Source organism: Variovorax paradoxus NBRC 15149 (assembly GCF_001591365.1).
GTDB lineage: Bacteria > Pseudomonadota > Gammaproteobacteria > Burkholderiales > Burkholderiaceae_C > Variovorax > Variovorax paradoxus.
Map to the genome: position 1 here is coordinate 649,106 of NZ_BCUT01000007.1, position 23,426 is coordinate 672,531.

A 23,426-nucleotide genomic window follows, 5' to 3' on the forward strand; every position below is an offset into this window, starting at 1 on the left:
GGGGATCCGGGCCGCGCCCCGGATCCCCTTGTCCCAACAGCGACTGCGTGCCATTGTTGCGCTGCGCCAAACGCCTAGAATCTCCCGAAAAAGAACACTCGTGCTTTTTCTTCTTTTTCTTCACACACCAAGGAACGCAGCATGACGGCTGAATACAAAGTGCTCGGCGATGTCGCCGTGATCACACTGACCAACCCTCCGGTCAACGGTCTCGGTTTCTCGACCCGCATCGGCATCACCGATGGGCTCGCGAAGGCCAATGCCGACGACGCCGTCAAGGCCATCGTCATCACCGGCGCCGGCAAGGCGTTCTCGGGCGGTGCGGACATCAAGGAATTCGGCACGCCCAAGGCGCTGCAGGAGCCCAACCTGCTGAGCGTGATCCTTGCGCTCGAGGCTTCGCCCAAGCCGATCGTCGCGGCGATCCACTCGGTGTGCATGGGCGGCGGCCTCGAGCTGGCGCTCGGCTGCCACTACCGCGTGGCGGCGCCCGGCACCAGCATTGCGCTGCCCGAGGTCAAGCTGGGCCTGATTCCCGGCGCCGGCGGCACGCAGCGCCTGCCGCGCGTGCTGGGCGTGGAAACCGCGCTCAACATGATCGTGAGCGGCGAGCCCGTCAAGAGCGAACTGCTCGCCGGCCTGCCGGGCCAGAAGCTGTTCGACAAGCTCGCGGCCTCGCCCGAATCGGTGTTCGAGGAAGCCCTTGCATTCGCCAAGAGCGTGGCGGGCAAGACCGGCGACGCGCTGCCGCTGGTGCGCAACCTGCCGTGCAAGCACCCGCAGGGCGATGCCTACTTCCAGTTCGCGAAGAACATGGTCGGCGGCATGTCGAAGAACTACCCGGCGCCGCTCAAGTGCGTCGACGCCGTTCAGGCTGCCACCAAGATGAAGTTCGACGAAGGCATGGCCGAGGAGCGCCGGATCTTCACCGCACTGATGTTCACGCCCGAATCGCTGGCGCTGCGCCACCTGTTCATGGCCGAGCGCGCGGCCTCCAAGATTCCAGACGTGCCCGAGGACACGCCCAAGCGCGAGATCAAGTCGGTGGGCGTGATCGGCGCCGGCACCATGGGCGGCGGCATCTCGATGAACTTCCTGAACGCGGGCATTCCCGTGAAGATTCTCGAGATGAAGCAGGAAGCGCTCGATCGCGGCATTGCCACCATCAAGAAGAACTACGAATCGCAGGTCAAGAAGGGCAAGCTCAAGCAGGACAAGTACGAGCAGCGCATGGCGCTGTTGAGCACCACGCTCGACTACAACGACCTGAAGGATGCCGACCTGATCATCGAAGCCGTGTTCGAGGAACTCGGCGTGAAGGAGAAGGTGTTCAAGGAGCTCGACCGCGTGGCGAAGAAGGGCGCGATCCTGGCTTCCAACACCTCGACGCTCGACGTCGACAAGATCGCAGCCTTCACCCAGCGCCCGCAGGACGTGGTCGGCATGCACTTCTTCAGCCCGGCCAACGTGATGAAGCTGCTCGAAGTGGTGCGCGGCAAGGCCACATCCAAGGACGTGCTGGCCACGGTGATGGACATTGGCAAGAAGATCAAGAAGACGGCCGTGGTCTCGGGCGTGTGCGACGGCTTCATCGGCAACCGCATGATCGAGCAGTACTCGCGCCAGGCCGGCTTCCTGCTGGACGAGGGCGCCACGCCGCAGCAGGTCGACAAGGCCGTCGAGAAGTTCGGCTTTGCGATGGGCCCGTTCCGCATGGGCGACTTGGCTGGCAACGACATCGGCTGGGCCATCCGCAAGCGGCGCGCCGTGGAACATCCGGACATGAAGTACAGCCGCACGGCCGACAAGCTCTGCGAACTGGGCCGCTTCGGCCAGAAGACCGGGGCAGGGTGGTACGACTACCAGGCCGGCAAGCGCGATGCGATTCCCTCGGAACTGGTCAACAAGATGATCGAGGACCACCGCAAGGAACTGGGTATCACGCCGCGCAAGATTTCCGATGAAGAGATCGTGCAGCGCCTGGTGTATGCGCTGGTCAACGAAGGCGCGCACATCCTGGAGGACGGCATTGCCTCGAAGTCGGGCGACATCGACATGGTGTACCTCACCGGCTACGGCTTCCCGGTCTGGCGCGGCGGCCCGATGCACTACGCGTCGCAGGTGGGCCTGTACAACGTGGCCGAAACCATGAAGCGCTTTGCCAAGAACCCGCGCGACGACGCCGAGTTCTGGCAGCCCGCGCCGCTGATCCAGAAGCTGGTGGCCGAAGGCAAGCAGTTCAGCTGATCGCGAAGGACTCCGGCCGCCCATGTTGAAACGCATCTTTCTCGGGCTGCTGCTGGTGCTTCTGGCACTGGTGGCGGCCGTGGCGGTCAAGACCTGGACCACGCCATCGCAGCAGCTGGCGGTGGCGCCCGCACCCAAGCTGGACATCGACCTGCAGGCGGCCGCGAAGCGGCTGTCCACCGCGATCACGTTCCGCACGGTGTCGGCCCTGGACGACCCGGCCGCGAACCTGGCCGAGTTCGACAAGCTGCATGCCTACCTCGCGCAGCAGTTCCCCAAGCTCCACGCCACCCTCAAGAAGGAAGTGGTCGGCAACAGGGCGCTGCTCTACACATGGGCCGGCAGCGATCCGCAGGCCAAGCCCATTGCGCTCATGGCGCACCAGGACATGGTGCCTATTGCCCCGGGTACCGAGAAGGCCTGGACGGTCGACCCCTTCGCGGGCGAGATCAGGGACGGCTTCGTCTGGGGCCGCGGCACGCTCGACAACAAGAGCAACCTGTTCGCGCAGATGGAAGCCATCGAGCTGCTGGTTGCGAGCGGCTTCCAGCCGAGGCAGACCGTCTACCTCGTGATGGGCGACGACGAGGAGGTGAGCGGCCTGCGCGGTGCGCAGCCGATTGCCGAACTGCTCAAGTCGCGCAACGTGCGGCTCGATTGGGTGCTCGACGAGGGCCTCTTGATCCTCGACGGCGTGCTGCCGGGTCTTTCCAGGCCCGCGGCGCTCATCGGCCTGGCGGAGAAGGGCTACGGGACCTTCTTTCTCTCGCTCGATACTGCGCCGGGCCATTCGTCGATGCCGCCGCAGCACAGCGCCATCGGCAGCATGAGTGCGGCGCTCGCGCGGCTCGAGGCCAGCCCGATGCCCGGCGGCATCAAGGGCGTGGCCGCGCAGATGTTCGGCGCGCTTGCGCCCGAGATGAGCGGCGTGAACCGCGTCATGCTCTCCAACCTGTGGCTCACCGAACCGCTGGTGCGCGGCCAGCTCGAAAAAAGCCCGAGCAGCAACGCGATGCTGCGCACGACCACGGCGCTCACCATCGTGCGCGCCGGCAACAAGGACAACGTGCTGCCTGGCCGCGCCGAGGCGGCGGTCAACTTCCGCATCCTGCCGGGCGACAGTATCGACAGCGTGGAAGCCCACCTGCGCAAGAGCCTGGGCAACGACGAGATCAAGATCAAGCGCTATCCCGGCAACTCGGAGCCGTCGCCCGTGTCGCCGACCGACAGCACCGGCTACCGCGCGATCCAGCAGGCGGTGCGCCAGTCGTTTCCCGATGTGGTGGTGGCGCCCGGCCTCATGACGGCGGCCACCGATTCGCGCCACTTCAGCCTCGTGAGCGACGCGGTCTTCCGCTTCTCGCCGCTGCGCATGAAGGGCGAGGACCTTGCGCGCTTCCATGGCAACAACGAGCGCGTCTCCATCGCCAACTACGGCGAGATGATCGGCTTCTATCACCAGCTCCTGCGCAACGGCAACGCCGCGCCGGCGCAATGACCACCACAACCCTCTTTCCCTTCCATCTTCAAAGGACCTCACCATGACCAGCGCCGTCATCGTTTCCACCGCCCGCACGCCGCTCGCGAAGAGCTGGAAGGGTGCCTTCAACATGACGCACGGCGCCACGCTCGGCGGCCATGCCGTGCAGCACGCCATTGCGCGCGCCGGCATCGAAGCCGCCGAAGTCGACGACGTGATCATGGGCTGCGCCACGCCCGAGGGCGCGACCGGCTCCAACATCGCACGCCAGATCGCGCTGCGCGCCGGCTGCCCGGTGACCACTTCGGGCATGACGATCAACCGCTTCTGCTCGTCGGGCCTGCAGACCATCGCCACCGCGGCGCAGCGCATCATCGCGGGCGAGGGCGAGGTGTACGTGGCCGGCGGCGTGGAGAGCATCTCCTGCGTGCAGAACGAAGCCAACAAGCACATGCTGGCCGACCCCTGGCTCGTGAAGCACAAGCCCGAGATCTACTGGAACATGCTGCAGACGGCCGAGCAGGTCGCCAAGCGCTACAACATCGGCCGCGACGCCATGGACGAATACGGCGCCGCCAGCCAGCAGAAGGCCACGGCTGCGCTCGAGGCCGGCCGATTCAAGGACGAGATCGCACCGATCACGGTGCTGGCCGGCGTGGCCGATCCGGTGATGGGCCTGCGCACCAAGGAAGTGACGATCGAGAACGACGAAGGCATTCGCCCCGGCACCACCAAGGAAGGCATCAGCGGCATCCGTTCGGCGATGCCCGGCGGCCTGATCTCGGCCGGCAACGCGAGCCAGTTCTCCGACGGCGGCGGCGCCTGCGTGGTGGTCGACGAAAAATACGCGCAGCAGAAGGGCTTGAAGCCGCTCGGCCGTTTCCTCGGCTTTGCGGTGGCCGGCTGCGAGCCCGACGAGATGGGTATCGGCCCGGTGTTCGCGATCCCGAAGGTGCTCAAGCGCCTGGGCCTCACGGTCAACGACATCGACCTGTGGGAACTGAACGAAGCCTTCGCGGTGCAGGTGATCTACTGCCGCGACAAGCTCGGCATTCCGGGCGACCGCCTGAACGTGGACGGCGGCGCCATTGCCGTGGGCCACCCCTACGGCGTGAGCGGCCAGCGCCTCACGGGCCACGCGCTCATCGAAGGCAAGCGCCGCGGCGCCAAGAAGGTGCTGGTCACGATGTGCATCGGCGGCGGCATGGGCGCGGCCGGCGTGTTTGAAGTGCTTTGACTCTCCCCTAATCGGCGGCGCACTTCGTGTCGCCTCCGCCAACCCCCTTCCCGGGGCAACACCGGCGGCCCGGCGGAGCCGGTTCCGCGGTGTTTCTGGCGCAGAACCCGCGCACCCATTCACACCGAGATCGATCATGAGCCTGCGTCCCACCCTCGACTTCCTGCTTTACGACTGGCTCGATGCGGAATCGCTGAGCCAGCGCGAGCGTTTCTCGGACCATTCGCGCGAGACCTTCGATGCGGTGCTCGACACCTGCGAGCGCATTGCGCGCGAAAAGTACGCGCCGGCCAATCGCATCGTCGACACGCAGGAGCCGCACTTCGACGGCGAGAAGGTCGTGCTGCCGCAGGCCACGCATGACGCGCACAAGGCCTTTGTCGAATCGGGGATGATGAGCGCGGCGCAGGACTACGACATCGGCGGCATGCAGCTGCCCTACACGCTGCAGGCCGCGGCCAACAGCTTCTTTGCGATGGCGTCGGTCAGCATCGGCTCGAACATGCTCACGAGCGGCAACGCCAACCTGCTGATGGTGCACGGCACCGAGATGCAGAAGGAAGTGTTCGCCAAGAACGAGTTCTCGGGCCGCTGGGCCGGCACCATGTGCCTGTCCGAGCCGCAGGCCGGCTCGTCGCTGAGCGACGTGGCCACGCGCGCCGTGCCCGACGGCGACGGCTACCAGGGCGATCCGCTCGGGCCGCGCTATCGGCTCACGGGCAACAAGATGTGGATCTCGGCGGGCGACCATGAGCTCACCGAGAACATCGTGCACATCGTGCTCGCCAAGATTCCCGACGCGAACGGCAAGCTGGTGCCGGGCACGCGCGGGATTTCGCTGTTCATCGTGCCGAAGTGGCTGGTGAACGTGGAGAACCCTCACCCCGGCCCTCTCCCGCAAGCGGGAGAGGGGGAGGCCGGCAGCGTGAAGGTCACGCTGGGCAGCAGGAACGACGTGGCGCTCGCCGGCCTCAACCACAAGCTCGGCTGGCGCGGCACCACCAACACGCTGCTGAACTTCGGCGAGGGCAAGTACCCGGTCGATGGCAAGGCGGGCGCGGTGGGCTACCTGGTCGGCGAGCCCGGCAAGGGCCTGCACTGCATGTTCCACATGATGAACGAGGCGCGCATCGGCGTCGGCACGGCCGCCACCATGCTGGGCATGGCCGGCTACCACGCCTCGCTCGACTATGCGAAGACGCGGCCGCAGGGCCGGCTCGTGAAGAAGGCGGAGCAGCCCGGCACGGCAGTCGCCAAGGACTCGGCCAGCCCGCAGGTGCGCATCATCGAGCACGCCGACGTGCGCCGCATGCTGCTTGCGCAGAAGGCGTACTGCGAAGGCGCGCTGGCGCTGGAGCTGTACTGCGCGCGGCTGGTCGACGAGCAGAAGACCGGCAACGCGCAGGCCGCCGACGACGCGCGCCTCTTGCTGGAGGTGCTCACGCCCATTGCCAAGAGCTGGCCCAGCGAGTGGTGCCTGGAAGCCAATTCGCTGGCCATCCAGGTGCATGGCGGCTACGGCTACACGCGCGATTTTCCGGTGGAGCAGTACTGGCGCGACAACCGCCTGAACATGATCCACGAGGGCACGCACGGCATCCAGGCGGCCGACCTGCTGGGCCGCAAGGTGCTGATGGAAAAGGGCCGCGGCCTGCAGCTGCTGGGCGGGCGCATCGCCGAGACCATCGGCCATGCCGCCAAGGTGCCCGCGCTCGCGGCGCACGCCAGGGCGCTGGACGCCGCATGGCAGCGCATAGGCAGCGCCACCCAGGCGGCCTGGTCCACCGGCGATCCGGCCGACGCGCTGGCCAACGCCGTGCCCTACATGCAGGCCTTCGGCCACACCGTGCTGGCCTGGATCTGGCTGGACGTGGCGCGGCGGGCGCTGGAGATCGATGCGGACAAGGCGAGGGCGGTAACAGCTGGCAAGATAGGCGCCACGGACTACTTCTTCCACTACGAGCTACCGAAAATCGGTGCCTGGCTCAACGTGGTCGAGAGCCGCGACCCTACCTGTACCGCATTGCCCGAGGACGCTTTTTGACAATGGCCAACGCCGCTCCCAACAACACGCCCACCCCCGTCAAGCCGCCAAAGCCGCATGCGCGGCTCGAGAAGTGGATCTGGATCCTGATCTACGGTGGCCTGTTTCTCGTGATCCTCGGCATTGCCACGGGCCGCACCGAGCCGGCGCTGGGGTGGTCGATGGCCGTGCCCGGCGCCGTGGTCGCGCTGGTGGGCTTTGTGCTCATTTACGTGCGCTCGCGCCTGGGCGACAAATAACGAGGCCAAGGAAAGGCAGACCATGCTCAAGCACATCGTGATGTGGAAGTTCAAGGAACATGCCGAAGGCGCCGACAAGGCGACCAACCTGCTGAAGGCCAAGGCGCTGCTCGACGCTTGCGCCAGGCTGTCGCCCGGCACCTTGCGTTTCGAGGTGACCGCTGCCCAGCCCGGGCTCGAAGCGACCTGCGACCTGGTCCTGTATTCGGAATTCACCGACGCGGCCGCGCTCGCGGCCTATGCGGACCATCCGCAGCACGTGGCGCTGAAGCCCTTCATCGGCGCGGTGCGCGAAGCGCGCCAGTGCATGGACTACATCGCCTGAACAATCCAAACCGAACAACGGAGACCTTCCCATGACCGCCCGCACCATCCAAAAACTGTTCGACCTCAGCGGCAAGACCGCCCTCATCACCGGCGGCTCGCGCGGCCTGGGCCTGCAGATGGCGCATGCGCTGGGCGAGGCCGGTGCGAAGATCATGCTGAGCTCGCGCAAGGCCGACGACCTGGAGCAGGCCGCGGCCGAGCTGCAATCGGCCGGCATCGACGCGCGCTGGATCGCCGCTGACTGCTCGAAGGAAGAAGACACGCGCCGCCTGGCCGACGAGACGCTGCAGCGCATGGGCGCGATCGACATCCTCGTGAACAACGCGGGCGCCAGCTGGGGCGCGCCGGCCGAGAGCCATCCGGTCGAGGCCTGGGACAAGGTGATGAACCTCAATGTGCGCGGCTATTTCATCCTGTCGCAGCATGTGGCCAACGGCTACATGATCCCGAAGAAGACGGGCCGCATCATCAACATCGCCTCGATCGCGGGCCTCAACGGCAACCCGCCCGAGATGCAGACGCTGGCCTACAACACTTCGAAGACCGCAGTGATCGGCTTCACGCGCACGCTGGCGGCGGAATGGGGCAAGTACAACATCAACGTGAACGCGATCTGCCCGGGCTTCTTCATGACCAAGATGGCGGCGGGGCTGATCAAGTCGCTGGGCGAGGAAAAGATGGCCTCGCATGCGCCGCTCGGACGGCTTGGCGATGAGGAAGACCTGAAAGGCTTGACGCTGCTGTATGCGAGCGATGCGGGCAAGCACATTACCGGCCAATGGCTGGCGGTGGATGGTGGTGTGAGCGTGGTGCTCGGGGCCTAGCAGATGAGGGCGCGCGCTTTGATCTGCCGGGTCGTAAGGCATTCGGGGCGCGCTCCCGCCGACGGGGTACCTTGCTCCGCGAATGTCCTCCGGCCTGCGGCCTCCCCCTTAATTTCGCTGCGCAAGGCACCCCATCGACGTGAGCGTTGGACAGAGCGGCTGTTGATCGGCGGAATACCGGCAACGTGCCCTGGTGCACAGGGCATCGGGTGCTCCCCGCAGCGAAATCAAGGAGGAGGCCGCAGGCCGGGGGACATTCGCGGAGGGGAGTACCCGGTGGCCTGGGCACGTGCCCTGGACAACAGCGCCAAGAAACACAACGCTCCGAACAAAAAGTGCCCCGGACAAAACACAGAACGCAGAGAAAACTGAGATGCCTTCCCCCGATTCCACCGACATCAACATCCTCTCCTACACGAGCCAGATCCCGTTCGCGCGGCACCTGGGCTTCGAGCTCACCAAGTTCGAGGGCGGCGAGTCCGAGATCATCTACACCGCCAAGCCCGAACATCTCAACACCTTCGACGTGACGCACGGCGGTGCCTGCATGACGCTGCTCGACATCACCATGGCGGCCGCCGCACGCAGCGTGGCGCCAGAGACCGGCGTGGTCACCATCGAGATGAAGACCAGCTTCATGCAGCCCTCGGTCGGGCCGCTGCATGCGCGCGGCACGCTGATCCACCGCACCGCCACGCTGGCCTTCACCGAGGCCAAGATCTACGACGAACTGGAGCGCGTGTGCGCGCACGCCACCGGCACCTTCAAGTACGTGAAGCGCCGGCTGCCCACAGGCCCCGCGAGCGCCAACGCGATGCGCCCGCCTTCTACCGATTAATTTCATTTCCCCGGAGACACTCATGCCTGCGAACAAACAGATCCACCTCGACAACCGCCCGGACGGCGAAGCCGCTGCCGGCAACTTCAAGCTCGTGACCGCCGAGACGCCCGCGCTCAAGGACAACCAGGTGCTGGTGCGCCACCACTACATGAGCCTCGACCCCTACATGCGCGGTCGCATGAACGACTCCAAGAGCTACGCCCAGCCGCAGCCGCTGGGCCAGGTCATGCAGGGCGGCACGGCCGGCGAAGTGGTCGAGAGCAAGCACCCCAAGTACGCCGTCGGCGACAAGGTGGTGGGCTTCGGCGGCTGGCAGGAATACAGCGTGGTCGATGCCTCGCAGCCCGGCGCGCTCAAGAAGGTCGACACCACGCAGGTGCCGCTGTCGCACTACCTCGGCGCGGTCGGCATGCCGGGCGTCACGGCCTGGTACGGCCTCGTGAAGATCATTGCGCCGAAGGCCGGCGAGACGATGGTGGTCACGGCCGCCAGCGGAGCGGTCGGCAGCGCCTTCGGTGCATTGGCCAAGGCGCGCGGCTGCCGCGTGGTGGGCATTGCGGGCGGGCCGGACAAGTGCAAGTACGTGACCGACGAGCTCGGCTTCGATGCCTGCATCGACTACCGCCAGCACCCCGACGCCAAGAGCATGAGCGCCGCGCTCAAGGAAGCCTGCCCTAACGGCATCGACGGCTATTTCGAGAACGTGGGCGGCTACATCTTCGACGCCGTGCTGCTGCGCGCCAATGCCTTCTCGCGCGTGGCGCTGTGCGGAATGATCGCGGGCTACGACGGCCAGCCGCTGCCGCTCGCGAACCCGGCGCTGATCCTCATCAACCGCATGAAGATCGAAGGCTTCATCGTGAGCGAGCACATGGAAGTGTGGCCCGAGGCGCTGGCCGAGCTCGGTGCGCTGGTGGCCAGCGGCAAGCTCAGGCCGCGCGAGTCGGTGGCGCAAGGCATAGCGGCTGCCCCTGAGGCCTTCCTGGGTTTGCTCAAGGGCAAGAATTTCGGCAAGCAGCTCGTCAAGCTGATCTGAATGAGCTGAACGCACGGCAAGGAGGCCGGTTATGGAAACGACGCACGAGGTGTTCAACCAGCCCGAGCCGCTGGTGGGCTACAACCTCTTCGAAACCAACCGGCCCCTGCGCGATGCGTTGAAGTTCAATGCGCCATCGCTTCAGCTCGCGCAGCTGAGCGAGCTGGGCGCAACCATCGGCTCGGCCGAAATGCAGGCGCATGCGCGGCTCGCCAACACCCATCCGCCCGAACTGCACACGCACGACCGCTTCGGCCGGCGCATCGACGAGGTGGAGTTCCATCCGAGCTATCACGTGCTCATGGCCGCCGCGGTGGGCGCAGGCCTGCACGGCACGCCCTGGACGGGCACTTCGGCCTCGCCGCACGTGCTGCGCGCGGCCGGCTTCATGCTCTTCACCGAGCTGGAGCCATCGATCCTTTGCCCGGTCTCGATGACCTACGCCGCCACGCCGGCGCTGCGAAGCAATGCTGCCGTGTATGCCGACTGGGGCCCGAAGCTCGGCAGCCTCTGGTACGACCCGGCGCTCGCTTCGTTCAAGGACAAGCCCGGCCTGACCATGGGCATGGGCATGACCGAGAAGCAGGGCGGCTCCGACGTGCGCGCCAACACCACGCAAGCCGTGCGCGACGGCAGCGACGACTGGGGCGAGCGCTACGCGATCACCGGCCACAAGTGGTTCTTCTCGGCGCCGATGTGCGACGCCTTCCTGGTGCTCGCGCAGGCGCCAGCCGGCCTGAGCTGCTTCTTCCTGCCGCGCGTGCTGCCCGACGGGAGCCGCAACGCCATCCACATCCAGCGCCTGAAGGACAAGCTCGGCAACAAGGCCAATGCGAGCTCCGAGGTCGAGTTCCACGGCGCCAGCGCCTGGCTCGTGGGCGAAGAGGGCCGCGGCATTCCGCAGATCCTCGAGATGGGCACCATGACCCGGCTCGACTGCGCGCTGGGCACCAGCGGCCTGATGCGGCAGGCGCTCGGCATCGCGCTCAACCATGCGAGCCAGCGCATGGCCTTCGGCAAGCCGCTGATCGGGCAGCCGCTCATGAAGAACGTGCTGGCCGACCTCGCGCTCGAAAGCGAGGCCTCCACCGCGCTGGCCATTCGCCTCGCGCGCGCCTTCGACCAGCAGGCCGACGAGCACGAGCGCCTGATGGCGCGCCTGCTCACGCCGGTCGCCAAGTTCTGGATCTGCAAGCGCGGCAGCCACTTCGCCCAGGAAGCCATGGAATGCCTGGGCGGCAACGGCTATGTGGAAGAGGGCGGCGAAGGCATCATGGCGCGCATCTACCGCGAGATGCCGCTCAACTCGATCTGGGAAGGCGCCGGCAACATCATGGCGCTCGACCTGCTGCGCGGCCTGCGCAAGGGCGATGCCGTGGCCGCATTGGCCAAGGAGCTGGCGCCCGCGCGCGGCCAGCATGCGGCGCTCGACCGCCTGGCCGATGCGCTGCCGGCCCGCATCGAGGCCATGGCTTCCGAGACCGAGGCGCGCCGCCTCGCGCAGGACGTGGCCCTGGCGGTGCAGGCGGCATTGCTCGCACAGACCGCGCCACCGGCCGTCGTGGGCGCCTTCTGCGCATCGCGGCTGGGCGGCGACTGGGGCAATGCCTTCGGCACGCTGGGCGCGGGCACCGATTTCGATTCGATCATCGAGCGCGCGCAGCCGCGCTGAGCTCCAACATTTCATCCACGGGAAACCAGCACATGGCCGAACTCATCCTGCACCACTACAACACCTCGCCGTTCTCCGAGAAGGTGCGGCTCATCCTTGGCGCCAAGAAGCTGGCGTGGAAGTCCGTGCTCATTCCGCCCGTCATGCCCAAGCCCGACGTGGAGGTGCTCACGGGCGGCTACCGCAAGACGCCGTTCCTGCAGATCGGCGCCGACATCTACTGCGACAGCGCACTGATCGCCGACGTGCTCGAGCACCTGCAGCCCGAAGCCACGCTCTACCCCGAGCCCGAAAAAGGCATGTCGCGCATCCTCGCGCAGTGGGCCGACACCACGCTGTTCTGGGCCGCCATGGCCTGGAGCATGCAGCCCCGCGGCGCGGCCGAGCTGTTTGCCAAGGCGCCGCCCGAAGCCGCCAAGGCCTTCGGCGAAGACCGCGCAAAGATGAGCACCGGCAACATGACGCGGCTGCGCCCGGCCGACGCTACCAGCGCCTACAAGTCGTACCTGCGCCGCCTGTCCGACATGCTCGACGACAAGCCCTACCTGCTGGGCGAGGTGCCGTGCATTGCCGACTTCTCGGTCTACCACCCGCTCTGGTACACGCGCCGCATCGACTCGGTGCGCGGCATCCTCGACCTCACGCCCGCGGTCGTCGACTGGATGGACCGCATGGCCGCCATCGGCCACGGCAGCATCGAAAAATCCAGCTCGGACGAAGCCATCGCCATCGCCAAGGCCGGCACGCCGCACACGCTGCTGACAGACAGCACCTTCCAGGACGACCACGGCATTGCGCTGGGCACCGCGGTCACAATTCGCGCCGAGAGCTTCGGCCTGGAGGAAACCCCCGGCACGCTGGTGGCCGCCACGCGCACGCACTACACGCTGGAGCGCAGCCACGAGCGCGTGGGCACGGTGCACGTGCACTTCCCGCGCATCGGCTATGTGCTGAAGAAAGCAGAGGCCTGAAGAAGAAGCAGAAGCGCCGGCATGGGGCACCTTCGTGACTGCGCCGCGGCGCGTTCCGTATTTCAATAGCGGCTCCAAGCTCAGTCAGAGACATTCAACGCAAGAAGGACACCGGCAAATGATTCAGGACTTCAAGGGCAAGACGGCCGTGCTCACCGGCGCGGGTTCGGGCTTCGGCCTCGAGTGCGCGCGCATCGGGGCTGCGCGCGGCATGAACCTCGTGCTGGTCGACGTGCAGCAGGACGCGCTCGACAAGGCCCGCGCCGAGATGGAAGCCGCCGGCGCGCAGGTGCTGGCGCGCAAGGTCGACGTGTCGGACGCCGCGCAGATGGAAGCCCTGGCCCTTGCGGTGAAGGAGCGCTTCGGCGCGCCGCACTTCGTGTTCAACAACGCCGGCGTGGGCGCGGGCGGCCTGGTGTGGGAGAACACCGTGGCCGACTGGGAGTGGGTGCTGGGCGTGGACCTGTGGGGCGTGATCCACGGCGTGCGCCTGTTCACGCCGATGATGCTCGAGGCCGCCGCCAAGGACCCGGCCTACCGCGGCCACATCACCAACACGGCCAGCATGGCGGGCTTGCTCACACCGCCCAACATGGGCATCTACAACGCAGCGAAAGCCGCGGTGGTGAGCCTGACCGAGACGCTGTACCAGGACCTGACGCTGGTCACCGACCAGATCGGCGCGAGCCTCCTGTGCCCGTACTTCGTGCCGACCGGCATCACGAGCAGCGAGCGCAACCGCCCGAACGCGCCCAAGGAAACCGAGCTCACCAAGAGCCAGCTGATCGGCCAGGCCATGAGCAACAAGGCGGTGAGCAGCGGCAAGATCACGGCGGCCGAAGTGGCGGCGAAGGTGTTCGACGCGATCAGCGACAACCAGTTCTACGTGTTCAGCCATCCAAAGGCGCTGGGCAACGTGAGGAGCCGCATGGAGAACATCGTGGCGGTCAAGAATCCGGCCGACCCGTTCCTCGAGCGGCCGGAGATCGGGCAGAAGTTGCGGGAGCAGCTGCGGGCGGGGTGAGCTTTGTTCAGGGCGCTGTGTTTCTTGGCGCTGTTGTTTTTGTTCAGGGCGCGTGCACAGGCCACCGGGTACTCCCCTCCGCGAATGTCCCCCGGCCTGCGGCCTCCTCCTTGATTTCGCTGCGGGGAGCACCCGATGCCCTGTGCACTGGGCACGCTCGTTGTGTATCGCTGATCAACGACCGCTCCGCATAACGCTCCCGTCGATGGGGTGCCTTGCGCAGCGAAATTAAGGAGGAGGCCGAAGGCCGGGGGACATTCGCTTCGCCGCGTACCCCGTCGGCGGGAGCGCACCCTGAACAGCGGCCTTGCGCCAACCCTCAGGCAGCCTGCGAAGCAATCCACTCCCATACAGTGCGCACTGCAGGCTCGCCCTCATGCCCGGCGGCCACCGCGAGAAAGTAGCTGCCCGTGTCGAGCGCCGGTCCGAAGGGCTGCACGAGCGCGCCGCTGCGCAGTTCCTCGGCTGCGAGCGTGAGGCTCAGCAGCGCCACGCCGTGGCCCGCGAGCGCGGCAAGGATGGCGTGGGTTTCGTCCGAGAACGACAGACCCGCGGCCTTCATCGACCGGCCGCGCGGCGGCGCGATGCCGGCTTCCTTGAACCACCGCGGCCACAGCGCGGGCGCCGCTGCGCCGGGCTGCCAGTCGCAATGGATCAGCTCGTGCTTCGGCAGATCGGCCGCGCGCTTCAGGCCCAGCATCGGGCTGCACAGCGGGGCGTAGCGCTCGGGCATCAGTTCGCGCGACACCAGGCCCGGCCAGTTGCCGCTGCCTGACCGCACGGCAATGTCGGCGCCGCCGCGCGCCAGGTCGACCAGCGTGTCGCTCGCATGCAGCCGCAGCTCGATGCCCGGGCAGGCCTTGCGAAAGGCCACCATGCGCGGCAGCACCCAGCGGGCCGCGAAGGCGGTGTTGGTGGTGAGCGTGACGGCCTGCGGGGCCGACGGCTGGCGCAGCCTTTCGACGCCGGCTTCGAGCGCGTCGAAGCCGGCGCGCAGGTCGTCGAACAGTCGCTCGCCCGCGGGCGTCAGCGCGAGCTGCCGCGTGAGCCGGCGGAACAGCGGCCGGCCCAGTGTGTCTTCGAGCGCGCGCACCTGGTGGCTGATGGCCGAGGGCGTCACCGAAAGCTCGAGCGCCGCGCGCTGGAAGCTCAGGTGCGCGGCCGCCGCTTCGAAGGCCCGCAGGGAGAGCAGGGGCGGCAGGCGCCGGGGGCGCCGCACGGATGAGCCAATCTCGTTCATCGATGGAGAAATGATCGTTTGTCGGAGGTCGTGTGTGTCTCTAGATTCAGGACCTGCGCCGCCATTGTGGCAGCGCAAGACAGAACAGGGAAATTCATCCATGAACACAATGAACCTTCTTCACATCGACGCCAGTGCCCGTCCGGGCCGCTCCGGCATCGATCCCCATGGCTCGCACACGCGCCGGTTGTCCGCGCGTTTTGTCGAGCGCTGGCGCGAGGCGCGGCCGGACGACCGCGTCGACTACCTCGACGTGGGCCAGCATCCGCCTGCGCATGTCGATGCCCGCTGGATCCATGCCGCCTTCACCGTGCCCGCCGAGCGCGAGCCCTGGATGGCCGAGGCGCTGGCCGAGAGCGACCGGCTGGTCGACCAGCTCGTGGCCGCCGACCTGATCGTGGTGGGCCTGCCGATGTACAACTTCAGCGTGCCCGCGCAGTTCAAGGCCTGGATCGACAACATCGTGCGCGTGGGCCGCACCTTCGGCTTCGACCGTGCGCGCGGCGCGGTGCCGTACTGGCCGATGCTCGCCGACGCGGGCAAGCGCATGGTGCTGCTGGGCGCGCGCGGCGACCACGGCTACGACCCGGGTGGGCGCATCGCGCACCTGAACCATGCCGAGCGCACGGTGCGCTCGGTGTTCGGCTACATCGGCATCACCGAGGTGTTCGAGGCCGCGGTGGAGTGCGACGAGTTCGGCGGCGAGCAGCTGGCCGAGTCGCTGCGGCAGGCGGAGCGGAAGGTCGACGGCCTGGTGGACCGGCTCGCAGCCGAGCCGCGCTCAGCTCACACCGCCACCGGGCTGCGCTCGGCGAACTGACCGTTCCAGTACGGGTAGTAAGGGTAGGGCGGCGTCACTGCGCTGGCCGCATCGAGCCGCTGGATCTGGTCCGCGCTGAGCTGCCAGCCGAGCGCGCCGAGGTTCTGCTTGAGCTGCTCCTCGTTGCGCGCACCGATCAGCACGCTCGACACGGTGGGCCGCTGCAGCAGCCAGTTGAGCGCGATCTGCGGCAAGGTCTTGCCGGTCTCTTCGGCCACCTGGTCCATCGCATCGACCACGCGGTACAGGCGCTCGTCGTCCACCGGCGGCGCGAAGCCGGCGGTTTCATGCAGGCGGCTTCCGGCGGGCAGCGGCTGGCCGCGGCGAACCTTGCCGGTCAGGCGGCCCCAGCCGAGCGGGCTCCAGACGATGGCGCCCAGGCCCTGGTCCAGGCCCAGCGGCATCAGCTCGAATTCGTAGTCGCGTCCGATCAGCGAGTAGTAGGTCTGGTTGGCCACGAAGCGCTGCAGCCCGAGCCGGTCGGAGGCCGAGAGCGATTTCATCAGCTGCCAGCCCGAGAAGTTCGACGCGCCGATCAGCCGCACCTTGCCCGCGCGCACCAGGTCGTCGAGCGTGTCGAGCACCATCTCGACCGGCGTCATCGCGTCGAAGGCGTGCAGCTGCAGGATGTCGATGTAGTCGGTGCCCAGGCGCTTGAGCGCGGCATCGGTCGCGGCGATCAGGTGGTGGCGCGAGGCGCCGACGTCGTTCGGCCCGTCGCCGGCGCGCAGCGCGAGCTTGGTCGAGATGATGGCCTTGTCGCGCCGGCCCTTGAGCGCGGCGCCGAGGATCGATTCCGACGCGCCGTTCGAATACACGTCGGCCGTGTCGAACAGCGTCACGCCGGCGTCCAGCGCCAGGTCGACGATGCTGCGTGCGCCCTCCACGTCGGTGTTGCCCCAGGCGCTGAAGAGCGGGCCCTGTCCGCCGAAAGTGCCGGCGCCGAAGCCGAGTGCGGGAACCTTGAAGCCGGAGCGGCCGAGAAAGCGTTGTTCCATGATGTCGTGTCTTTGTGGTCGTTGAAAAAAAGAATGGAGAGTTCAGGCCCGGGCCGACGCGCAATCGGCCGCCCCGGCATTGCCGCCTTCGCGCCGGTCGAGCGCACGGCTCCAGAGCGCGATCGCCAGCCCGGCGAGCGTGAGCAGCGCGGCCACCCAGCCGAGTGCGCGCAGGCCCGGGCCATGGTCGATGACCACGCCGCCCACCCAGGCGCCGAGCGCATTGCCCAGGTTGAAGGCCGCGATGTTGAGGCTCGACGCCAGGTTCTGGCCCGCGCCCGAGGCCTTCTCGAGCACGCGCAGCTGCATCGGCGCCACGGTGGCAAACGAAGCGATGCCGAGCAGGCCCACGAACACCACCGCCGTGAACGGCGTTCCGATGGTGAACTGCATCGCACCGAGCACCGCGGCCAGCGCCACCAGCGTGCCGAGCACGGCCGGCATGGTCGACCTGTCGGCCAGCCTGCCGCCGAGGATGTTGCCCACGGCCAGGCCGCCGCCGAACACCAGCAGGATCGGCGACACCGCCGATTCGGACAGGCCCGTGACCTGCGTCAGCAAGGGCTGGATGTAGGTGAACACCACGAACACGCCCGCAAAGCCCAGCACCGTCATCGCCAGGCCGAGCAGCACCTGCGGCCGTGCGAGCACCGCGAGCTCCTCGCGCAGCGGCGCCGGCCTGGCTTCGCCCTTGACGCGGGGCACGAACACGGCAAGCACCGCAAAGGCCAGCACGCCGATCAGCGTTACCGCCCAGAAGGTGGCGCGCCAGCCGTAGTGCAGCCCGAGCCAGGCACCGGCCGGCACGCCCAGCAGCGTGGCGGCCGTGAGGCCGGTGAACATGATGGCGATGGCCGAGGCGCGCCGTTCCGGCGCCACCAGCCCGGTCGCCACGACCGAGCCGACGCCGAAGAAGGTGCCGTGCGCGAGCGAGGTGACCACGCGCGCGGCCATCAGCAGCTCGTAGCTGGGCGCGAGCGCACAGGCCAGGTTGCCGAGCGTGAAGATCGCCATCAGCGCGAGCAGCACGGTCTTGCGCGGCAGCTTGCGGGTGGCGATGGTCAGGATCGGCGCGCCCACGGCCACCCCGAGCGCATAGCCCGAGATCAGCAGGCCGGCGGCCGTGATGGAGACGTGCAGATCCGCCGAGACCTGCATCAGCAGGCCCATGATGACGAATTCGGTGGTGCCTATTCCGAAGGCACCGGCGGTAAGGGCGAGTAGAGCGATTGGCATGATGTCCTGTACTGTGCGGGCATCCGGCCTTGATGACTAGAATGCCGCTGCTACACGCACTTGTGAATTGAAGTCACAGACAAGGAAACGCCTATGCCGCGCATCGACGTCAACCGCTCCGGCGAAATGGAAGCCTTCGTGCAGGTGGTCGAAGCCGGCGGGTTTTCCGCGGCGGCGCGGCTGCTCGACATGACACCCTCGGCCGTGAGCAAGCTCGTCGCGCGGCTCGAGCTGCGGCTGGGCATCCAGCTGGTGTACCGCTCCACGCGCAAGCTGCAGCTCACGCCCGAAGGCCTGCATTTCTACGAGCGCAGCACGCGCGTGCTGGCCGACATGGACGAGGCCGAGCGCTGCGCCGCCGCGGGTGCTGCGCCGCGCGGGCGCGTGAGCATCAACGCGAGCGTGTCCTTCGGGCACCACAAGCTGGTGCCGCTGGTGCCGCGCCTGCTCGAGCTGCATCCGCAGATCACGCTGGACATTGCGCTGACCGACCGCATCGTCGACCTGATGGACGAGCGCGCCGACATCGCGATCCGCTGGGGCCAGTTGCCGCCGTCCGACCTGGTGGCGCGGCGCCTGGGCGAGACCAGCCAGTCCATCGTGGCCTCGTCGGGCTATCTTGAGAAGTACGGCACGCCGCGCACGCCGCAGGAGCTGGAGGCGCACAACCGGCTGGGCTGGAGCTACCGCCGCAATACGCCCGACTGGCCCCTGCGCGTGGATGGACGAATGATTGCGGTGCCCGTGGCCGGGCCGGTGCGCGCGGGCGACGGCGAAACCCTGCGCCAGCTGGCCATTGCCGGCGCGGGCGTGGCGCGGTTGTCGCTGTACCACGTCCAGCACGACATCGATGCCGGCCGGCTGGTGCCGCTGCTCGAGGAATTCAACCCCGGCGAGGTGGAGCCGATCCATGCGGTGTACATCGGCAAGGCCGGCACGCTGCCAGCGCGCGTGCGCGCGGTGCTCGACTTCCTGGTGGCGTACTCGGGCGTGGGAGGAGGGCGCTACACGCTCAAGCGCAGCGCGCCGATGCCCGCGAACTCCACCGCCACCTGATCGCCGCGGCGGCAGGGCACGATGCCGATCCATGAGCCGGTGGTGACGACGGTGCCGGCCGGTGCGGTCTGCCCGTGCCGCGTGACGTGGCGCAGCCAGGCCGGCAGCAGCCACGCCGGATCGGCCAGCGGATGGGTGCCTTCGCGCACCACGGTTTCGGCACTGCCGACTTTTGTTTCGCAGCGCTGCGAAGCCCAGTCGACCGCCGCATAGGGCTGCCACTCGCCGATGGCGAGCGCGCCGTGCACCTGCGAATCGGCCAGGCGCAGCAGGGCGGGCGTGGCGGCCAGGTCCTGCCAGCGCGAATCGACGATTTCCACCGAGACGGACATGGCATCGATGAGCGAAGCGGCATCGCCGTGGTCGAGCTTCGCGGCCATGGCGGGCGTCACGTCCTGCCCGAGGCGCAGCGCGATCTCGGCCTCGATGCCGGGTACGTGAAAGGCCATGTCGCCGAAATCCGCCGGGCCCGTGCGCACGCCGGCCGGGGGCAGCGGCGCATGCGTGAGCGTGGCGCTGCGCGAGGCGCCGCCGGATTTCCAATAACGGGGCACGGTCTGGCCGCCGAACCAGGCCAGCGCCGAAGCGACGGCGTCCTGCACTTCATAGGCCTGGTCGGCTGTCTCCAGCGTGTTGAGCCAGGGCGTGGCATCGAGCGTCTGGTTGCTTTGGCGGGCCTGGATCAGGGCGTTGGCGAGGGCTGTCATTGAAGGGGTCATGGGTTGGATTGTCTTCGCTGCTTTTGTATCTTGTTCTTGGCGCTGTTGTTCAGGGCGCGTGCACAGGCCACCGGGTACTCCCCTCCGCGAATGTCCCCCGCCTTCGGCTCCTCCTTGATTTCGCTGCGGGGAGCACCCGATGCCCTGTGCACCAGGGCACGCTGCTGGTGTACCGCTGATCAACGACGGCTCTGATCACGCTCCCGCTGATGGGGTGCCTTGCGCAGCGAAATAAAGGAGGAGCCGAAGGCGGGGGACATTCGCGGAGCAAGGTACCCCGTCGGCGGGAGCGCACCCCGAACAACAGCACGTCAAGTGTCCACATGAACCTTGCCGTCCTTCACCACCTTCGCCCACTTGGTGATCTCAGTCGAGATGAACTGCTTGAACTTGTCCTGCGACCCGCCGCCATCTTCCGCGCCGTAGGTGTCGAGCTTTTCCTGCACGTCGGGCATCGCGAGCACGGCATTGACGTCGCGGTTCACCTTCTCGGCAATCGCCGGCGGCAGCTTGCCCGGACCTGCGAGCCCATACCAGGTGGTGGCCTCGAAGCCCGCAAAGCCCTGCTCCTGCATCGTCGGCACGCTTGGGTGGCCCTTGGCGCGCTTGGTGCGCGTTTGCGCCACGGCCAGCACGCGGCCGCTCTTCACATGCGGCGTGGCCGCGGTCATGGTCTCGAAGCTGTACTGGATCTGCCCGCCCATCAGGTCGGCCAGCAGCGGGCCGCTGCCCTTGTAGGGCACATGCAGCGCATCGACCCGGGCCTGCAGCTTGAACATCTCCAGCGCCAGGTGCTGCGCCGAGCCCGCGCCCGCGGAGCCGAAGCTCACCGTGCCGGGCGAGGCCTTGCAGGCGGCCACGATGTCGTTCACCGTGAGCGCCTTCTGCGCCGGGCTCGCGATCAGCAGGTTGGGCGTGACGCCCACCAGCACGATCGGCACGAAGTCGCGTTCCACGCTGTAGCGCAGCTTGGGCTGCAGGCTGGGCGCGAGCGCATGGCTGTTGATGTGCGCCATCAGCAGCGTGCTGCCGTCGCTGGGCTGCTGCGACACGTATTCGGCTGCCAGCACGCCGGCCACGCCGCCCTTGTTCTCGACGATGACCTGCTGGTTCCACATCACCGTGAGCTTCTGCGCCACCACGCGCGCGAGCGCATCGGTGCCGCCGCCGGGCGGAAAGCCCACCACGATGCGCACCGGTCCCGAAGGCCACTCCTGCGCGAAGAGCCGGGGTACGCCCAGCGTGGCGGCTGCGGCTCCCGCGGCCTGGATCAGCGAACGTCTCTGCATCATCATCTTTGTCTCCGTTGTGTGGTGGGTCCGATGCGTGCCGGGCTCGATGCGTGCTCGCAGCTAGGCGGCCTTCTGCAGGCCGGCATGCGCCGCTGCATGGCTCGCGAAATGGTCCATGGCGGCCTGCACGCCGCTGCCCGCGAGCTTGATGCCGCTGAGCTTCATGCCCATCTCGACGCCCGCGACCATCGCCACCAGCGTCAGGTCGTTGCTGTCGCCCAGGTGGCCCATGCGGAACATGCGGCCCTTGAGCTTGCCCAGGCCCGTGCCCAAGGAAAGGTCGAAGCGCTGGTGGATGAGCCGGCGCAGCGCATCGGCATCCACGCCTTCGGGCGTGATCACGCCGGTGAGCACGGGCGAATACACGGCCGGGTCGGCGCACTGGATCGGCAGGCCCCAGGCATCGACCGCCGCGCGCACGCCGGCGGCCCAGCGCTGGTGGCGCGCAAACACGTTGTCCAGCCCTTCGGCCAGCAGCATGTCGAGCGATTCCGACAGGCCGTAGAGCAGGTTGGTGTTGGGCGTGTAGGGCCAGTAGCCGTCCTTGTTCATCTCCACGATCTCGTCCCAGGCCCAGAAGGCGCGCGGCAGCTTCGCGCTTTTCGAGGCTTCGAGCGCCCGCGGCGAGAGCGCGTTGAAGCTGATGCCCGGCGGCAGCATCAGGCCCTTCTGCGAGCCGCTGATGGTCACGTCCACGCCCCATTCGTCGTGCCGGAAATCGGCGCTCGCCAGGCCCGAGATGCTGTCGACCATCAGCAGCGCCGGATGGCCCGCCGCGTCGATGGCCTTGCGCACCGAGGCGATGTCGGAAGTGACGCCGGTGGAGGTTTCGTTGTGCACCACGCACACGGCCTTGATCTTCTTTTCGGTGTCCTTGCGCAGGCGCGCCTCGATGAGGTCGGCCTGCACGCCGCGGCGCCAGCTGGGCGCGGCGGGCAGCTGCTCGTCCTTGCCGGACCAGGCGAGGAATTCGGTCGACAGGCCGAGCCGCGTGGCCATCTTCTGCCACAGCGATGCGAAGTGGCCGGTCTCGTACATCAGCACGTGGTCGCCCGGGCTCAGCGTGTTGGCGAGCGCGGCCTCCCAGGCACCGGTGCCGGAAGCGGGGTAGATCGCGACCGGATGCTTCGTCTTGAAGATCTGCTTGATGCCGCCGAGCACCTTGAGCCCCAGCGTGCCGAACTCGGGTCCGCGGTGGTCGATGGTCGGCAGGCTCATGGCCCGCAGGATGCGGTCGGGCACCGGGCTCGGGCCGGGGATCTGGAGGAAGTGGCGACCGGTGGGATGGATGTCGAGTTGCAGCATGGGACTGTCCTTTCGCTTTCAGTTTTGCATTCAAAACTGATTTAAGTATGATGGTTTACCCTTATTTAATGGGATTGCGGCTGTGGTTTTTTGCATTCAAAATGCATTCAAGGGAAACAGAAATGACCGCAGACATCATCGAAATCTCGCGCCTCGCGCTGCACGACCAGGTCGCGTCGCGCCTGCGCACGATGCTGGTCGAAGGGCACATCGCGCCCGGCGCCAAGCTCAACGAGCGCGAGCTGTGCCTTCAATTGCGCGTCTCGCGCACGCCGCTGCGCGAGGCCATCAAGCTGCTCGCGGCCGAAGGGCTGGTCGACCTGCTGCCCAACCGCGGCGCGGTGGCGGTGAAGCTCACCGAGGCCGACGTGCTCAACACCTTCGAGGTGCTGGCCATGCTCGAAGGCATGTCGGGCGAGCTCGCGGCCAAGCGCATCACCGACGAGGAACTGGCCGAGGTGCGCGCGCTGCACTACGAAATGATGGCCTGCTTCGCGCGGCGCGATCTCTCGGGCTACTACCGCCTCAACGCGCGCATCCACACCGCCATCAACGAGGCCGCGGGCAACCCGGTGCTGTCCAGCACCTACCGCTCCATCAATGCCCGCGTGCAGTCGCTGCGCTTTCGCACCAACCAGAACGATGCCAAGTGGAAGCATGCGGTCGAAGAGCACGAGCAGATGATCGTTGCGCTGGCCGCGCGCGATGCCGCCGGCATGCGCAAGGTGCTCATCTCCCACGTGATGCGCAAGCGCGACACGGTGCTGGAGCTGATGCGCACCGGCCAGATCTATCCCCAGGCCCACACAGCGAGCTGA

The 23,426-nt window shown here is 67.5% G+C and carries 21 protein-coding genes; 15 read left to right on the plus strand and 6 right to left on the minus strand.

The features are described 5' to 3' along the window. Positions 1–141 precede the first annotated feature (141 nt). The 12 genes from VPA02S_RS28615 to VPA02S_RS28670 all read left to right on the plus strand — a co-directional run bounded on the left by VPA02S_RS28615 (position 142) and on the right by VPA02S_RS28670 (position 13,942). The gene (locus VPA02S_RS28615; RefSeq protein ID WP_018904491.1) at positions 142–2,247 is read left to right on the plus strand and encodes a 3-hydroxyacyl-CoA dehydrogenase NAD-binding domain-containing protein; all 2,106 of its coding nucleotides are present in this window, start codon (positions 142–144) and stop codon (positions 2,245–2,247) included. 22 nt (positions 2,248–2,269) lie between these two features. Continuing rightward, complete coding sequence (locus VPA02S_RS28620; protein ID WP_018904490.1) at positions 2,270–3,745, plus strand: M20 family peptidase; 1,476 nt, start codon at positions 2,270–2,272, stop codon at positions 3,743–3,745. 43 nt (positions 3,746–3,788) lie between these two features. Further along, positions 3,789–4,964 (plus strand): acetyl-CoA C-acyltransferase, encoded by a 1,176-nt coding sequence (locus VPA02S_RS28625; RefSeq protein ID WP_012748025.1) that lies wholly within the window; start codon positions 3,789–3,791, stop codon positions 4,962–4,964. A 136-nt stretch (positions 4,965–5,100) separates the two neighbouring features. After that, positions 5,101–7,008 carry an acyl-CoA dehydrogenase gene (locus VPA02S_RS28630; protein WP_018904489.1) on the plus strand — a complete coding sequence of 636 codons (1,908 nt, stop codon included), beginning with the start codon at positions 5,101–5,103 and terminating at the stop codon, positions 7,006–7,008. 2 nt (positions 7,009–7,010) lie between these two features. Continuing rightward, positions 7,011–7,247 (plus strand): hypothetical protein, encoded by a 237-nt coding sequence (locus tag VPA02S_RS28635; RefSeq protein WP_018904488.1) that lies wholly within the window; start codon positions 7,011–7,013, stop codon positions 7,245–7,247. Between the two features lie 22 nt (positions 7,248–7,269). Further along, positions 7,270–7,572 carry a Dabb family protein gene (locus VPA02S_RS28640; RefSeq protein WP_018904487.1) on the plus strand — a complete coding sequence of 101 codons (303 nt, stop codon included), beginning with the start codon at positions 7,270–7,272 and terminating at the stop codon, positions 7,570–7,572. Positions 7,573–7,603: 31 nt separating this feature from the next. Beyond that, on the plus strand, positions 7,604–8,398 hold the full coding sequence (locus VPA02S_RS28645) for an SDR family oxidoreductase (protein WP_018904486.1): 795 nt from the start codon (positions 7,604–7,606) through the stop codon (positions 8,396–8,398). 373 nt (positions 8,399–8,771) lie between these two features. Further along, on the plus strand, positions 8,772–9,236 hold the full coding sequence (locus VPA02S_RS28650) for a PaaI family thioesterase (protein WP_012748020.1): 465 nt from the start codon (positions 8,772–8,774) through the stop codon (positions 9,234–9,236). A gap of 22 nt (positions 9,237–9,258) precedes the next feature. Next, complete coding sequence (locus VPA02S_RS28655; RefSeq protein ID WP_018904485.1) at positions 9,259–10,275, plus strand: NADP-dependent oxidoreductase; 1,017 nt, start codon at positions 9,259–9,261, stop codon at positions 10,273–10,275. A gap of 31 nt (positions 10,276–10,306) precedes the next feature. After that, on the plus strand, positions 10,307–11,947 hold the full coding sequence (locus VPA02S_RS28660; RefSeq protein ID WP_018904484.1) for an isovaleryl-CoA dehydrogenase: 1,641 nt from the start codon (positions 10,307–10,309) through the stop codon (positions 11,945–11,947). Between the two features lie 32 nt (positions 11,948–11,979). After that, positions 11,980–12,918, plus strand: a complete 939-nt coding sequence (locus VPA02S_RS28665; protein ID WP_012748017.1) for a glutathione S-transferase family protein — start codon at positions 11,980–11,982, stop codon at positions 12,916–12,918. Between the two features lie 118 nt (positions 12,919–13,036). Then, on the plus strand, positions 13,037–13,942 hold the full coding sequence (locus tag VPA02S_RS28670) for an SDR family oxidoreductase (protein WP_012748016.1): 906 nt from the start codon (positions 13,037–13,039) through the stop codon (positions 13,940–13,942). Between the two features lie 319 nt (positions 13,943–14,261). On the opposite strand, the gene VPA02S_RS28675 is transcribed toward VPA02S_RS28670, so the two are convergent. After that, positions 14,262–15,182, minus strand: a complete 921-nt coding sequence (locus tag VPA02S_RS28675) for a LysR substrate-binding domain-containing protein (RefSeq protein ID WP_018904483.1) — start codon at positions 15,180–15,182, stop codon at positions 14,262–14,264. A 100-nt stretch (positions 15,183–15,282) separates the two neighbouring features. Here VPA02S_RS28675 and VPA02S_RS28680 point away from each other — a divergent pair, with 100 nt between their 5' ends. Further along, entirely contained in the window at positions 15,283–16,002 is a 720-nt protein-coding gene (locus VPA02S_RS28680; protein WP_018904482.1) for an FMN-dependent NADH-azoreductase, read from the plus strand. Here the strand turns inward: VPA02S_RS28680 and VPA02S_RS28685 are convergent. Both VPA02S_RS28685 and VPA02S_RS28690 read right to left on the minus strand, forming a co-directional pair. Next, the gene (locus VPA02S_RS28685) at positions 15,969–17,000 is read right to left on the minus strand and encodes an aldo/keto reductase (protein ID WP_018904481.1); all 1,032 of its coding nucleotides are present in this window, start codon (positions 16,998–17,000) and stop codon (positions 15,969–15,971) included. The two genes, VPA02S_RS28680 and VPA02S_RS28685, sit on opposite strands and share 34 nt — an antisense overlap. A 42-nt stretch (positions 17,001–17,042) precedes the next feature. Then, complete coding sequence (locus VPA02S_RS28690; RefSeq protein WP_018904480.1) at positions 17,043–18,236, minus strand: MFS transporter; 1,194 nt, start codon at positions 18,234–18,236, stop codon at positions 17,043–17,045. A 93-nt stretch (positions 18,237–18,329) separates the two neighbouring features. On the opposite strand from VPA02S_RS28690, the gene VPA02S_RS28695 reads away from it, so the two are divergent. Next, positions 18,330–19,292, plus strand: coding sequence for a LysR family transcriptional regulator (locus tag VPA02S_RS28695; protein ID WP_018904479.1), 963 nt, complete (start codon positions 18,330–18,332; stop codon positions 19,290–19,292). Here VPA02S_RS28695 and VPA02S_RS28700 read toward each other — a convergent pair. From VPA02S_RS28700 to VPA02S_RS28710, 3 genes are all read right to left on the minus strand, one after another. Then, the gene (locus VPA02S_RS28700; protein WP_018904478.1) at positions 19,241–19,999 is read right to left on the minus strand and encodes a fumarylacetoacetate hydrolase family protein; all 759 of its coding nucleotides are present in this window, start codon (positions 19,997–19,999) and stop codon (positions 19,241–19,243) included. The two genes, VPA02S_RS28695 and VPA02S_RS28700, sit on opposite strands and share 52 nt — an antisense overlap. A gap of 323 nt (positions 20,000–20,322) precedes the next feature. After that, complete coding sequence (locus VPA02S_RS28705; protein WP_012748009.1) at positions 20,323–21,306, minus strand: Bug family tripartite tricarboxylate transporter substrate binding protein; 984 nt, start codon at positions 21,304–21,306, stop codon at positions 20,323–20,325. A 57-nt stretch (positions 21,307–21,363) separates the two neighbouring features. Further along, a complete protein-coding gene (locus VPA02S_RS28710; protein ID WP_018904477.1) occupies positions 21,364–22,608 on the minus strand; it encodes a pyridoxal-phosphate-dependent aminotransferase family protein in 1,245 nt (414 codons plus the stop codon). A gap of 122 nt (positions 22,609–22,730) precedes the next feature. Between VPA02S_RS28710 and VPA02S_RS28715 the strand changes: the two genes are divergently transcribed. Then, positions 22,731–23,426: a GntR family transcriptional regulator gene (locus VPA02S_RS28715; protein ID WP_018904476.1), complete on the plus strand. Its 696-nt coding sequence runs from the start codon at positions 22,731–22,733 to the stop codon at positions 23,424–23,426.